The organism is Apolloniradiicaulis salifontis, assembly GCF_053756655.1.
In genome coordinates this window covers 192,237-205,817 of the sequence record NZ_CM132387.1, presented here as the reverse complement: position 1 = coordinate 205,817, position 13,581 = coordinate 192,237, and the positions used below count along the sequence as shown (strand labels likewise).

Sequence of the window (13,581 nt, the reverse complement as noted above, 5' to 3'; positions counted from 1 at the left end):
CACCGGTTAGGACTGCGCCCGCCTCGCCTCCATGGCCGCCGCCGAGGGCTTCGGCTTGGGCGCGAAATCCTTGTAGGCGCGCCAGCTGGCGTGGGCGATCAGGGGAAAGGTGATCGCCAGCCCCACCAGGAAGAAGGCCGCGCCCGCCGCGATGAAAAACGCGATCAGCCACGCCCAGGTCACCATCACCAGCGGCTGCTTGACCACCGCCTTGACGCTGGCGACCAGCGCGGTGATCGCGTCCACGTCCTGATCGATGATCATCGGAAACGACAGCGCCGCCACAGTGAAGGCAGCGAAAGCCAGCACCGCGCCGATCGCGGCTCCCACCGCCAGAAGCGTCACGCCCGCCGGATCGGTGAACATGAAGCCGGCCATGGACTCCAGACGGAAATCCGCGTCGCCGGCCACGATCATCACGAACAGGAATTGCGCCAGTCGCGCCCAGGCCAGGAAGAATACGAAGAGCAGCACCGACAACAGGCCGATCTGCGAGAGGCGGCTTCCGGAAATGCGCCAGAAGTCCAGCAATTGCGGCGTCTCGCCAGCGTCTCGCTTCTGGCTGACACGATAGATGCCCACGGCAAAAATCGGCGCCACCAGCGCAAATCCGCCAACCAGAACCGGGGCGTAGCCCACAAGACCCAGCGACCATAGGCCCAACGTGATTGCAATCCCGATCCCGGTGAAGACAGCGCCATACCCGATGGAGACCAAAGGCGCCGCACGCATGTCTGCGACGGCGCCCTTGATCCAGCTCCACGGCGCGTCGCGGCGCACTTTTTCAAGCGTGACCATGACGGTCTCCTCCCTTAGGGCGTTTGGCCTTTATGACCTACACAGAGTGCGGTCTTTCACCGCCGCGCGCAAGTCGCACACCCCCGATAAGTGAACGCCGTTCATTGCGGCTCGCGGCGTTTCACGCAATCCTTCGCGCGATCAGAAACCCTGGGAGGCGGCCATGGCCGAGCGCTTGAATTTCAACGGCATGACCGCGGTGATCACCGGCGCGGCGAGCGGTATCGGCGAGGCGCTGGCCGAGGCGCTGGCCGCCCGCGGCGCCAATCTGGCGCTGGCGGATATTAATGAAGACGGGGTCAGGGCCGTCGCTGACCGCTTGAAATCAAACGCAATCAAGGTCACCGCCCAGGCCCTGGACGTGGCCGACCCGGACGCGCCGGCCGCCTTCGCGCAGGGCGTAAAGCGCGATCATGGCGGCGCCGCGCTGGTGTTCAACAATGCCGGGATCGCGATTGGCGGCGCATTCGACCGCGTCGCCGAAGCCGATTTCGACCGGGTGCTTGAGGTGAATTTTCACGGCGTGGTGCGCATGAGCCGCGCGTTTTTGCCGCTGCTGAAGGCAGAGCCCGCCGGCCAGCTGGTCAATGTCTCCTCACTCTTCGGGATTATCGCCCCGCCGGGCCAGACCGCCTACTCGGCCTCGAAATTCGCCGTGCGCGGTTTTTCAATGGCGCTGGCCCACGAGCTTGAAGGCTCGTCAGTGGGCGTCAGCGTGGTGCATCCCGGCGGGGTGAACACGAAAATCGCCGAGAGCGCCAAAGTCCCCGCAGACGCCACGCCCGAAGAGATCGAGGCCCAGCGCGCGGCCGCGAAGGCCGCCCTGGTGATGCCCCCGCCCCGCGCTGCGCAAATCATCCTGGACGGCGTGGAACGGCGCCGGCGCCGCATCCTGGTGGGCGACGACGCGCGGCTGGCCGCTCTGTTCGAGCGCGTCTTCCCGGCGAGCTATCTGCGGTTCATGAAGCGCCGGCTGAGCTGATCGGCGCCGGGGCGCCGCCCTCACTCATACCCCGTCATTTCCAGGTAGCCGCGGCCGGTGTGGCTGCCGGAGATCGCCACCGGCCCCTCCCAATAGGAAAACCGCGTCGCCATCCAGCTTTGATCATTAAGCGCGTCGATCTCCACATCGAGATCACGGTCGGCCAGAACAATCCGCCAGCGCGTGGGGATCTCGCGCCCGGCCACCTCGGCGGTCTCCAGCGGCGTCATCTGCAGCGCGCCGTTGGACAGCGCAGTGAGTGTTCCGTCCGGCTCGATCCAGCTGGCCGAGGTGTAGACCGAGCCGTCTTCCTGGCGCAGCTGGAAGGCCATGAGCTTCTCGCCGCTCTCAAGCCCGAGGCTCACCCAGTCCCAGCCGCGCTGATCTTCAGACAGGGGCTGGCTCGACCATTCCCGGTCCAGCCATGCGGTCCCGGTCACCGCCAAGTCGCCGCCGGGCAGATCCAGCACGCCTTCGACTTTGTAGAAGGGCTGTGAGTAGTAGTAACTCGCCTGCCCCGCAGCTGACTTCACCGAATAGCCGTCCTCGCCGTGGAAGACGAGCGGGCCCTGCGCCTCGAGTTCCAGCCGATAGGAGAACCCGTCCCCGCGGGCGTAGAGGTTCAGCGCGTCCAGCGCATCGCTCTCGCCGCTATCGGCTTCACCTGCCCTGGAGCGCATCTCCCATTCATCGATATAGGCCGTGAACGGATCGGCCTCGACGCCGGCCTGGCCGACCCCGCCGCGGGCGAGGCGCTCAGCGTAGAAATGGCGCTCGGGCGTGGTGAGTCCCGCATGGCCCATAAAAAGCTGCGGCGCGGAAAAGCCCTCGCCCTCCTCTGGCGCGAGGGCCGAGCGGAACAGGGTCCATTGCACGCCGTATTCGCGCCCGTCCTCACCGGTGAGATTGGCGGTGAGATACCACCACTCGATCCGGTATTCAGGATGAGCGAGGTGGTCGCGCGGGAACTGAAAGTCCGGCTCGCGCTGAGGCGCCGCGAAGCCCTCCGCCGCTGTTCCAAGCCCGGCGAAGCCCTGAGCGAAGGCCGGGGCCAAAGCGGGTGTTGAACACAGCAGCCAGGCAAGGGCGATCATTGTACGGATCATGATCAGCGCTCCTGGGCGAAAACGGCGAGAAAGGCGTGGGGAGGGCGAGACGCCAGCCGGCGCGCCGGCAGCGCCGCAGCGAGCAGGCCCGCCAGCAGCGCCAGAGCGAACAGGCGCAGCCAGTCCAGCGGAAACAGATGGAGCGGCAGGCGCCAGCCGAACGCCTCCACATTCACAACGGCCAGAAGCGCCCAGGCGAGCGCCAGCCCCGTGGGCAGGGCCGCAGCAAAGGTGAGGGCCGCCAGCGCCGCCGCGCGCATGAGCTCCAGCTGCGCCAGCGTACGCCGGGTCATCCCCAGCGCCCAGACCGGAGCGAGCTGGGGCAGGCGCATGGTGGCGAGCGTCGTCAGGCTGGCGAACATGGCGAACGCCGCCACGCCAAGCGTCAGCACGTTCAACGCCCCGGTCACGGCGAAGGTGCGCTCGAACACCGACAGCGAGAATTGCTTGATGCTTTGCTGGTCCACCAGGCCTGCGCGCGGCAGCTCGAAGCGGGCGCGGATGTCAGTCATCAACGCTCCGGGCCGGTCGGTGCGCACCGCATAGCGCAGGCGCGAGACGTCCGGGTAAAGCTCGACCAGAAGATCGATGCCGATCATGATCTGGCCCCTCGGGTTCCCGTAATCGGAATACACCGCCACGATGGGCAGGTCCGGGCCGCCCGGCACTGGAAAGGCCTCGCCCAGCCGCAATCGCTCCCGGCGCCAGAGCTGCTCATTGACCATCACCCCCGCGCCTGCGGCCAGCGCGTCCCAGGCGCCGGGGCGCGATGTGAGCAGCGGCCAGTTATCGCGGTAGGTGGCGTGATCGGCGACGCCGAAGATCTGACCCGGCGCCCCCAGTAGATCGCGCTCGCTCTCCCAGATCGGCAGCACCGCGTCTGCTTCGGTGTCGAGAAATGCGCGCAGGTCGGCAGCCTGGGCCTCGTCGCTGGCGGTGACATAGACCTCGGCGGCCAGGCGCTGATCAAGCCAGCCTGTAAAGGTGGCGCGAAAGCTGCCCACCATGGTCCCGACGCCCAGATTGGCCGCCAGCGCCAGCATCAGCGCCATGAGCGCCAGAGCCAGGCTGGGCAATTGCTGGCGGGTATCGGCCAGGAACCATTGCGCGGCCGCCCCCGACACCATGCGCTGGAGACCGCCCAGGAACAGGGCCAGCGCCGGCGCCAGAAGCAGCGCCGCGCCCAGAAGCAACCCGCCCAGAAGGATAAAGCCCGAAACGATGCCGTCAGCAAAGGTCGGCGTGACCAGACCGGCGCAGATCAGCCCAGCCCCGGCGCCGGCCTGAAGGCGCAGGCGCTTTGTGGAAGCGCGCGCCCAGGCGCGGGGCCGTGCGCTGGCCAGCAACCCCATGGCGGCGGCCCGGCGCACCGACTGGGCGGTGGCGGCCATGGCGCCGACCACCGCGATCGCGAGGCCCGAAATGATCCAGCCCGGCCTGATGCTCAGCGCGCCGCCGACCTCGGCGCCGTAAAGCCCGCGCAGAGTGGCCGCTACGTCGGGCAGGAGCGCGCTCGCCACCGCATACCCAAGCCCAACGCCGGCGAGCCCCGCCGCGAGTGCGAGCAACAAGGCTTCAACAATCAGCGCCGCAATCACCGAGCGCAGCGGCGCGCCCAGCGCGCGCAGGGTGCGGAGGCTCGCCCGGCGCTGCTCGAACGCCAGCCCGATGGCGGCGTAGACGATGAACAGTCCCACCGCGAAGGAGAGAAAGCCGAAGGCTGTGAGATTGAGATGGAAGCTGTTGGTCAGGCGCGCCACGTCGCCGGATCCGCCCGCCTCCACGAGGCCAGGCGCCACCCGCGACAGGGGCGCAAGACCCTGGCGGGCGGGGTCAATGATGATTGCGCTGAGCCGGCCTTCCATTCCCAGAAATCTCTGGGCCACGGCGATGTCGGTCAGCAGGGCGCCGGGCTCCAACTGCGCGCTTGTCTCCACGCGCGGCAGGCCGGGCGCGCCTTGCAGCGCCGAGGCGGTTTCCGGTGCGGCCAGCAGCACGCCGGGCGCAGTAAGAAAGGCGAGCGCCAAAGACCCGTCGCCGTCATCGTCGTCGGACCCGCCAAGGCCGCCGCCCAGCCCCCCGCCGGGACCGGGGGCTGTGAGCGGATCGATTCCCGTCACCGCATAGAGGCGGCCGTCCACCGTCAGCTCTCCCTCCACCACCGGCGAGGCGGCCCATCCAGCGCGTCGCAAGGCGGCATAAACCGCCAGCGGGATCGGTGCGCCGTCTTCATGCTGATAGCGCTGCGCCCCGGCGCCGCCGAGCGCGGCGCTCGCCGCGTCATAGCTCGCCCGCGCCTCGGCGTTGATCGCCTGCACGCTGGTCCACAGGCCCACCGCCAGCGCCAACCCCAACAGAAGCGTGGCGAACTGGCCGGCGTGCCGGCGCCAGTGGGAGGCGAGAGTGAGGAGGATGCGCCAGGTCACGCCAGCGCGCCCCGCGACAGGATGAGGCGGGTCTCCATGCGCGAGGCCAGGCGTTCAGAATGGGTGACCACCACCAGCGCCGCGCCCGTTTCTGCGGCCAGCTCGATAAGAAGATCGCTCACGGTTTCGCTGGTGGCCTCGTCCAGATTGCCGGTGGGTTCATCGGCCAGAAGAAGGTCCGGCCGCGCGCTGAGCGCGCGCCCGATGGCCACGCGCTGCTGCTGGCCGCCGGAGAGCTGTTCGGGATAGCGCGCCATGAGCTCGGTGAGGCCCAGACGGCCTGACAGCCGCGCCGTCCAGTCCGCGTCATAGCGCTCGGCCAGACGCGCCTGCAAAGCAAGATTGGCCGCCACGGTGAGCGAGGGCACGAGATTGAATTGCTGGAACACCAGCCCGATCCGTGCCCGGCGAACGCGCGCCCGAGTTGCGTCGCCTGCGCTGGCCATATCCTCGCCATCAATCAGGACGCGGCCGGCATCTGGCGCGTCCAGGAGCCCCAGAAGATGCAGAAGTGTCGATTTTCCAGACCCGGACTCCCCGGTGATCGCAAGGCGCGCGCCGGCGGCCACGTCCAGATCCACCCCGGCCAGGACCTGCACGGCGGCCTCGCCCTCACCGAAGCTTTTCTCCACCGCCTCAAGACGCGCCAGCATGGCCTGCTCCTTCACCCGATCATCCACAAGCTAGACAAAAGCGGAGCCAGGGAAAGCCGAAGCCGGGATCGGCGCGTATCCCATGACAGGGCCGATCACGAAGCCGTGACATTTCGACCCTGTCGCAGGCGCCGCAAGCCCCCATATGCACAGGGTGAAACACAGCGGCGCAGTCAGAAACCAGTCGCGTTCCGGATAGAAAAATACAATGAAAAGAGACCTCTCCCTCGTCCCTTATCTTTCCCTTGCAATCGCGCTGGCCGCGCTGATCGGCGCTGGCGCTGCATCTTTGGCTGTATCGCCCGGTGCAATCTTCATAGGCTAGGGCTGGCTGAACCCGCTCAGCCGACCTATATCGAAATTCGGGCCTCAGAGTGCGTCCCCCCAGCCTGCCCGATGGGGCCTGATAGACGCCGCCGGGCAAGCCTGTCCCCGCCCGGCGGCGTCGCCTTCCTCCGCAAGCGCCAGACATACGCCGGATACAAAAACGCCCCGCAGCCTTCCGGCCCGGGGCGTCTTGTCGTTCAGCCGGCGCGACTGCTACCAGGGCAGATCTTCGCCGCTGACATGGAAGAAGCGCCCGCTCATGGCCGGGTTGGCGCGGGCGATCAGATCCAGCTCTCCGTCCACGCACTCGGTGATCGTCAAAAGCCCGTTGGGCCCGCCCATATCGGTGCGCACCCATCCAGGATGCAAGATCAGGACAATGACACCCTTGTCCTTTAGGTCGACGCTGAGCGATTTGCCCACCGCGTTGAGCGCGGCTTTGGAGGCGCGATAGCCGTAGCGGCCGCCCGAATCATTATCGGCGATGGAGCCCATGCGGCTGGATTGCAGCGCGATCACCTTCATCTGGCTCTGCGCCACCTTATCGGCGAAGGCTTCGGCGAGGGCCAGCGGCGCCAGGGCGTTGATGCGCATGGCGCGCATGAAGTCTTCATTGGCGGCGCCGCCGAACGCCTGGTCCTTGGGCATCACCCCGGCGTTGGCGAACAGGATATCAATGGGCCCGTGGACGCGCTTGGCGAGATCCGCGGCGTCTTCAAGGCTCGCCGCGTCATAGCGTTCGATCTTCAGCCGGCCGTCACCGGGATCGAGCGCCTTGAGATCCTTGGCGGAATCAGGATCGCGCACCGCGGCGGTGATGGTCCATTCGCGCGATAGAAGCTGGCGGACATGTTCAAGGCCGATGCCGCGATTGGCGCCGGTGATAAGGGCGTGGGGCATATGTCACTTCGTTCCTCAGAACGCCTTTCGGGAAGAATCAAGGGGCCGGCTCCGGACGCGAACGCAGATGGCACGCTACGCACGGCTTGAAAGCGCCGCGCGCCGGAGTAGGCTGCGCTGCAACCCTATTTCAAATGCGGACATCGTCAATCGGTCCGCGCCTCTAAACCTTTCAGGAGTCCTGTATGAACGCCGTCGTCAGCGTTGCGTACGCCTTTGACCGTGACGCCTTCCACGCTGCCGCCCGGGAGCGGTTCAAGCAGGATTTCGGCCTGAATTCCGGTGATCTGGACGCCGATGCTGACAGCTTCATCCTGCAGGTCTGGGGCGACGCGCTGGCCGAAGACATGGCGACGCTGGACCTGGCAGACGCAGTCAAGCTGGCGGCCGAGTTCTGGTTCTACGCGCACCAGCGGCCCGCCGGCCGGTCGCAGATCCGGGTCCGCTCAGGCGAAGGCGCGGACGGGCGTGATCTGGGCCGCGACGTGCTGGAGATCGTCGGCCGGGACCGGCCCTTCCTGGTGGATTCGGTGATGGGCGAGATCGCCAGCCACGGCCTGGACGTGCTGGCCATGTTCCACCCGATCGTTCAGGTGAGGCGCGGCGAGGACGGAGCGCGAACGCAAAGCGGCGGACGGTGCATCCCTGAATCCATGATCCAGGTGCATCTGGACGCACTGACCCCGGAGATGCGTCAGACGCTCGAGGCGGGCGTGCGCCAGACATTGAACGACGTGCGCGATTCCGTGGACGACTGGTCGGACATGCGCGCCCAGATGGATGAGGCCATCGAGCACGTCTCAACGGCGAACACTCCCTGCTCGCGTGAGGAATTGGACGAGTCGGTCAAGTTCCTTGAATGGCTGCGCGACAACCATTTCGCCTTCCTGGGCTGCCGGGTCTATCACTTCGCGGTGGACGACGACGGGCAGCTGAAGCGCGAGGAGCCCGACGTTTACGCCGAGACCGGGCGCGGCGTCCTGCGCGATCCCGATGTGAACGTTCTGCGCAAGAGCGACGAGCCGCTCCTGCTCACCCCGGCGATCGAAGCCTATATGCGCGCGCCCTCCCCGGTGATCGTGGCCAAGGCCAATATGAAGAGCCGCGTCCATCGCCGGGTCTACATGGATTACATCGGCGTGAAGCGCTATCGCGAGGACGGCGCGGTGATCGGCGAGGTCCGCTTTGTCGGCCTGTTCACCGCAGAGGCCTACGACCAGATGGCGCGCGAAGTGCCGCTGGTGCGCCGAAAGGTGCGCCGGGTTCTGGAGAAGGCCGCCAAGCAGCCCGGCTCGCACTCGGCCAAGAAGCTTCAGAACATCGTGGAGAATTATCCCCGCGACGAGCTGTTCCAGACCGACGAGCAGGATCTGCTGTCGATTTCGCTTGGCATCCTCCACCTCTATGACCGGCCGCGCACCAAGCTGTTCCTGCGACGCGACCAGTTCGACCGCTTCGTCTCCTGCCTGCTCTTCGTGCCGCGCGACCGGTACAATTCGCGAGTGCGCGCCGAGGCCGGCGAGCTGATCCGCGAGGCCTTCGACGGTCGGCTCTCCGCCTTCTACCCCAATTTCGGCGACGGTCCGCTGGCGCGCGTTCACTTCATCATCGGGCTTAACCCGTTCAACCATCCCGAACCCGACGCCGCCGAGCTGGAGCGCAGGATCGTGGCCCTGGCGCGCACCTGGGAAGACGAGCTGCACAACGCCGCGCGCGCCAGCGACGACGCCGGCTTGCGCCGCGCGGCGCCGCGCTATCTGGAAGGCTATTCAGCCGGCTATCGCGAGCGCTTCGACCCTGTAGAAGCGCTGGCCGATATCGAGCGCATGGAGCGCCTCTGCGAAACCACGAACCTGACTGCGCGCGCCCACCGGATGGACGGCGACGCCGATGGCCGGATTCGGGTGAAGCTCTACCGTCTGGGTGACCCGGTGGCGCTGTCCACCGTGATGCCGGTGCTGGAAAATCTCGGCCTGCGCGTGTTGGCCGAAGCGGGCTACCGGGTGCGCCGTAAGGTGGACGCGGCCGAAGACGAGACCGTCTGGGTTCACGAGTTCGAGGCCGAGCTCGCCGTCGGCGAGGCGGAGTCCATCGCCGCCGTGGCCGCCGCCTTTGAGGACGCCGCGCTGGCGGTTCTGGACGACCGGGCCGAGAGCGACGGCTTCAACCGCCTGGTGCTGGCCATCGGCGTGACCTGGCGGGAGGCGGCCTTCCTGCGCACCTGTGCGCGCTATCGCATGCAGACCGGGCTGGATCCCAGCCAGGCGATCCAGGAGGAGGCGTTCGCCGCCCACCCCGCCATCGCGCGCAAGCTGCTGGAAATGGCGCAGGTGCGCTTTGATCCGTCGCTGGATCTGACCCACGAGGACCGCGAAAAGCGCTCCGCCGAGCTTGGCAAGGAGATCCGCAGCCAGCTTGAGCAGGTGGAGAGCCTGGACCATGACCGGGTGCTGCGCCGGATCATGCGCCTCATCGAGGCGGTGCTGCGCACCAATTTCTACCAAACTGACGGGCAGGGAAATCCCAAGCCCTGGATCAGCCTGAAGATCGCTTCGCGCAAGGTGCGCGAACTACCCGATCCCAAGCCCTATCGCGAGATCTTCGTATGGAGCCCGCGGGTGGAAGGCGTGCATATCCGCTTCGGCCCGGTGGCGCGCGGCGGGCTGCGCTGGTCGGACCGGCGCGAGGATTTCCGCACCGAGGTGCTGGGTCTGGTTAAAGCCCAGCAGGTGAAGAACGCCGTCATCGTGCCGGTGGGCTCCAAGGGCGGCTTCTATCCCAAGAAACTGCCTGACCGCTCCCAGCGTGAGGCCTACGCCGCCGAGGGTCAGGAAGCCTACAAGGTGTTCCTGCGCGGGCTTCTGGACATCACCGACAATCTGAAAGACGACGCGGTGCTGCGCCCGGCCGACGTGGTGTGCTGGGATGAGGAAGACCCCTATCTGGTGGTCGCCGCCGACAAGGGCACGGCCACCTTCTCCGACATGGCCAACGGCGTGGCGACCTTGGAATATGATTTCTGGCTCGCCGACGCCTTCGCGTCCGGCGGGTCAGCCGGCTATGACCACAAGAAGATGGGCATCACCGCGCGCGGCGCCTGGGTCAGCGTCCAGCGCCATTTCCGGGAAATGGGCAAGGACATCCAGGCCGAGCCCTTCACCGTGATCGGCGTCGGCGACATGTCCGGCGACGTATTCGGCAACGGCATGCTTCTGTCGCGCAAGATCAAGCTGATCGCCGCCTTCGACCATCGCGACATCTTCATTGATCCCAACCCTGAGGATCTGGAGGCGAGCTTTGTGGAGCGCCAGCGCCTGTTCGAAGCGGGGCGCACCAGCTGGCAGGATTACGACGCCTCCCTGATCTCGGCCGGCGGCGGCGTGTTTTCACGCGCGGCCAAGTCGATTCCCCTGACCGACGAGATCAAGGCGCTGACCGGTCTGAAAGCCAAATCGGTCCCGCCCGCCGAGCTGATCCAGGCGCTTTTGAAAGCGCCCGCCGAGCTCATGTGGTTCGGCGGTATCGGCACCTATGTCAAAGCCTCCAGCGAACAGAATTACGAGGTGGGCGACAAGGCCAACGATTCCCTGCGCATCGACGCGTCCCAGCTGGGCGCAAAGGTTCTGGGCGAAGGCGCCAATCTGGGGCTGACCCAGGCCGCGCGCATCGAGTTCGCCCGGTGCGGCGGCAAGGTGAACGCCGACTTCGTGGACAATTCGGCCGGTGTGGACAGCTCTGACCATGAGGTGAACATCAAGATTCTCCTCAATCCCATGATGCGCGAGGGCGCCCTGTCGCTGGAGGACCGCAACGTCCTGCTGGAGACCATGACCGACGAAGTCGCAAGCCATGTGCTGGAGCATAATTACGACCAGACGCTGGCCCTCACCATCGCGCGCGAACACGCCGAAGAGGACATCGACGCCCATGAGCGGATGATGGAGCGCCTTGAGGCCGCCGGGCGCCTGAACCGCAAGGTGGAGGGCCTGCCGCCGCCGGAGAAGATCCGTGAACTGAAGGAGCAGGGAATCGGCCTGACGCGGCCGGAAATCGCGATCCTGATCAGTTACGCCAAGATCGCCCTGTTCGACCATCTCACCGCCTCGGGCGCGCCGGATGATCCCCACTTCAACGACACTCTGATCACCTATTTCCCGCACCAGCTTTCGAAATACGCCGACGCCATGCAGGGCCATCGCCTGAAGCGCGAGATCATCGCCACGCGCCTGGCCAATGACATGGTCAATCTGGGCGGGCCCACATTCCTGCAGCGCGCGGTGGAAAGCACCGGCGCAGACGCCGAAACGATTGCGCGCGCCTTCGAGGCGGGCCGGTGCATCTTCCGCTTCAAGGATTTCACCGACCGCATCAATGCGCTGGACAATTTGGTCCCCGCCGATGTGCAGACGCGCCTGCATGACGAGGTGATCCGGCTTTTGCGCCGTCAGACATATTGGCTGGCGCGGCGCGGGCTGGGCGTTGAGAACGCCGGCATTGATCAGGTGATCTCCGCCTATCAGCCCGGCGTGGACGAGCTGAAGACCCTGATCAGCGATATCGCCTCGCCCTATGACAGGGACAGCGTGGAGACGCGCACAAAGCTGTTCATGGACGGCGGCGCGCCTGAGGACCTCGCCCGCGATGTGGCGCGGCTTCGCCCGCTCACCTCGTCCTCGGACGTCATCGACATCGCCCATGAGAAGAGCTGGCCGCTGGCCGCCAGCGCGTGGCTCTATCACGCTGTGGGCTCACGGTTCAGCTTTGATCGCCTGCGCGGCGCCGGAAATCAGCTTTCATCCACCGTGCACTGGGACCGCCTGGCCATGCGCCGGCTGATCGAGGATCTCTATGCCAGTCAGCAGGCGATTTCGGTGGCGATGATGGGCTACGCCGCGGCCGCCGGCGGCGGCCTCGCCGAAGGCGTTGAACAGCCCTGCCGCGACTGGGCCGAGCAACTTGTGGACAGCTGGACAAGCGCCAACAGCCATGAGGTGGACCGCGCCGACAGGGCTCTGGAGGAAGTGGCGGCGACGGGAAGCTGGACGCTGTCGAAGGTAGCGATCTGTTCCACCCAGCTTCGCGAGCTCGCTGCAGCGGCCCGCAAGGCCTGACGGGCGTGATGAACTTTTGGCGGCGGGCGCGGCCTCAGGCCGGGCGCGCCGCTGCGGGTTTGAGAAACGCCAGCGCTTCGGCGTGCAGCTGCGGCGTCGCGGCTGCAAGCACCTGGCCGCCGCCATGGCAAGGGCCGCCGGCCCAGTCGGTGACGACGCCGCCGGCTCCGGTGACCACCGGGATCAGCGCCGCGACGTCCCAGGCCTTCAGCCCGCTTTCCACCACGATATCAATCCCGCCCAGCGCCAGCGCCGCGTAGGCGTAGGCGTCCAGGCCATAGCGGCGCACCTTGGAGGCGCCCGCCACGTTCATCACCGCGCTGGTTTCGGCGCCGGAAAACAGCCCTGGATCGGTGGTCGAGAACAGAGCGTCGCGAAGCTCGGTGCATGCACGGGTGCGCAGGTCGGTGCGTACACCAGCGTGGTCCAGCCACGCGGCTTCGCCGGAAAGGCCGATGAAGCGCTCACCGGTGAAGGGCTGGTCGATCACGGAAAGAACAGGGCCGGTTTCGTCCACCAAAGCGATAAGGACACACCAGGTCGGCAAGCCGGCGATGAAGGCGCGGGTGCCGTCGATGGGATCTATCACCCAGGTGCGGCCCGAGCGCGACGGCGTCGGCGCGTCTTCTTCGCCCAACACGCCGTCCAGTGGCCGAGCCTCGGCTAGGCGCGCGCGCAGCGCCGCTTCAACGCCGCGATCCGCCTCGGTCACTGGATCAAACTCCGGACCGGTCTTGCCCAGCGCCGCTATGCCGGTGCGAAAATGCTCAAGCGCAACCGGCCTGGCGGCCTCCGCCAGGGAGACAGCCAGCGCCAGATCATCGTGGTGCCCGGCCTTACGGCTCACGCCGCGGTGTCGTCACGCGGCTCGGGATCAAGCGCCCGGGCCAGCTCCAGAAGGCGCCGGCGGGGACGTTCGTTCAGCTTGTAATAAGCGCGAATAAGATCGAGCGTTTCTTTCTGCGAGAGAATGTCGGGCGCGATGTGCTCGCCTTCGGGCACGGCGGACGCGCCCATGCCTTGCAGGCCTTCGTAGAAATATTGCACCGGAACATCGAGCGCCTCGCCGATCTCGAAGAGACGGCTGGCGCTGACGCGATTGGCGCCGCTTTCGTACTTTTGAATTTGCTGAAAGCGAATGCCCACCGCCTCAGCCAGTTGCTGCTGGGTCAGCCCCAGAAGTCGGCGACGGCGGCGGATCCGCTTTCCCACGTGATGATCGATTTCGTTCGTCATGCGTGAGGTCCTAACCCTGCAATACGCCAGACGGAAGAATCG

Annotated in this window: 9 protein-coding genes; 2 read left to right on the top strand and 7 right to left on the bottom strand. The window is 66.7% G+C overall.

The genetic code is table 11. The features are described from left to right. Positions 1-6: 6 nt before the first annotated feature. Positions 7-798: a DUF2189 domain-containing protein gene (locus tag ACWCOP_RS00965; RefSeq protein ID WP_478249349.1), complete on the bottom strand. Its 792-nt coding sequence runs from the start codon at positions 796-798 to the stop codon at positions 7-9. 163 nt (positions 799-961) lie between these two features. On the opposite strand from ACWCOP_RS00965, the gene ACWCOP_RS00960 reads away from it, so the two are divergent. Continuing rightward, the gene (locus tag ACWCOP_RS00960) at positions 962-1,780 is read left to right on the top strand and encodes an SDR family NAD(P)-dependent oxidoreductase (protein ID WP_478249348.1); all 819 of its coding nucleotides are present in this window, start codon (positions 962-964) and stop codon (positions 1,778-1,780) included. A gap of 20 nt (positions 1,781-1,800) precedes the next feature. Here the strand turns inward: ACWCOP_RS00960 and ACWCOP_RS00955 are convergent, their stop codons facing one another. From ACWCOP_RS00955 to ACWCOP_RS00940, 4 genes are all read right to left on the bottom strand, one after another. Next, the gene (locus ACWCOP_RS00955) at positions 1,801-2,886 is read right to left on the bottom strand and encodes a lipocalin-like domain-containing protein (protein ID WP_478249347.1); all 1,086 of its coding nucleotides are present in this window, start codon (positions 2,884-2,886) and stop codon (positions 1,801-1,803) included. 2 nt (positions 2,887-2,888) lie between these two features. Continuing rightward, the gene (locus tag ACWCOP_RS00950) at positions 2,889-5,312 is read right to left on the bottom strand and encodes an FtsX-like permease family protein (protein WP_478249346.1); all 2,424 of its coding nucleotides are present in this window, start codon (positions 5,310-5,312) and stop codon (positions 2,889-2,891) included. Next, the gene (locus ACWCOP_RS00945; protein ID WP_478249345.1) at positions 5,309-5,965 is read right to left on the bottom strand and encodes an ABC transporter ATP-binding protein; all 657 of its coding nucleotides are present in this window, start codon (positions 5,963-5,965) and stop codon (positions 5,309-5,311) included. Before ACWCOP_RS00945 ends, ACWCOP_RS00950 begins: the two co-directional genes overlap by 4 nt. A gap of 540 nt (positions 5,966-6,505) precedes the next feature. Next, a complete protein-coding gene (locus ACWCOP_RS00940) occupies positions 6,506-7,192 on the bottom strand; it encodes an SDR family oxidoreductase (protein ID WP_478249344.1) in 687 nt (228 codons plus the stop codon). 185 nt (positions 7,193-7,377) lie between these two features. On the opposite strand from ACWCOP_RS00940, the gene ACWCOP_RS00935 reads away from it, so the two are divergent. Then, positions 7,378-12,303, top strand: a complete 4,926-nt coding sequence (locus ACWCOP_RS00935) for an NAD-glutamate dehydrogenase (RefSeq protein ID WP_478249343.1) — start codon at positions 7,378-7,380, stop codon at positions 12,301-12,303. 34 nt (positions 12,304-12,337) lie between these two features. On the opposite strand, the gene ACWCOP_RS00930 is transcribed toward ACWCOP_RS00935, so the two are convergent. Next, the gene (locus ACWCOP_RS00930; RefSeq protein ID WP_478249341.1) at positions 12,338-13,150 is read right to left on the bottom strand and encodes an inositol monophosphatase family protein; all 813 of its coding nucleotides are present in this window, start codon (positions 13,148-13,150) and stop codon (positions 12,338-12,340) included. Continuing rightward, positions 13,147-13,539, bottom strand: a complete 393-nt coding sequence (locus ACWCOP_RS00925) for a helix-turn-helix domain-containing protein (protein WP_478249340.1) — start codon at positions 13,537-13,539, stop codon at positions 13,147-13,149. Before ACWCOP_RS00925 ends, ACWCOP_RS00930 begins: the two co-directional genes overlap by 4 nt. Positions 13,540-13,581: the final 42 nt, after the last annotated feature.

What these genes read in the sequence shown, in the direction of transcription:
- ACWCOP_RS00960 (WP_478249348.1), top strand. Translation starts at nt 962, where the DNA reads ATGGCCGAGCGCTTGAATTTCAACGGCATGACCGCGGTGATCACCGGC.
- ACWCOP_RS00925 (WP_478249340.1), bottom strand. Translation starts at nt 13,539, where the DNA reads ATGACGAACGAAATCGATCATCACGTGGGAAAGCGGATCCGCCGCCGT.
- ACWCOP_RS00945 (WP_478249345.1), bottom strand. Translation starts at nt 5,965, where the DNA reads ATGCTGGCGCGTCTTGAGGCGGTGGAGAAAAGCTTCGGTGAGGGCGAG.
- ACWCOP_RS00940 (WP_478249344.1), bottom strand. Translation starts at nt 7,192, where the DNA reads ATGCCCCACGCCCTTATCACCGGCGCCAATCGCGGCATCGGCCTTGAA.
- ACWCOP_RS00955 (WP_478249347.1), bottom strand. Translation starts at nt 2,886, where the DNA reads ATGATCCGTACAATGATCGCCCTTGCCTGGCTGCTGTGTTCAACACCC.
- ACWCOP_RS00935 (WP_478249343.1), top strand. Translation starts at nt 7,378, where the DNA reads ATGAACGCCGTCGTCAGCGTTGCGTACGCCTTTGACCGTGACGCCTTC.
- ACWCOP_RS00965 (WP_478249349.1), bottom strand. Translation starts at nt 798, where the DNA reads ATGGTCACGCTTGAAAAAGTGCGCCGCGACGCGCCGTGGAGCTGGATC.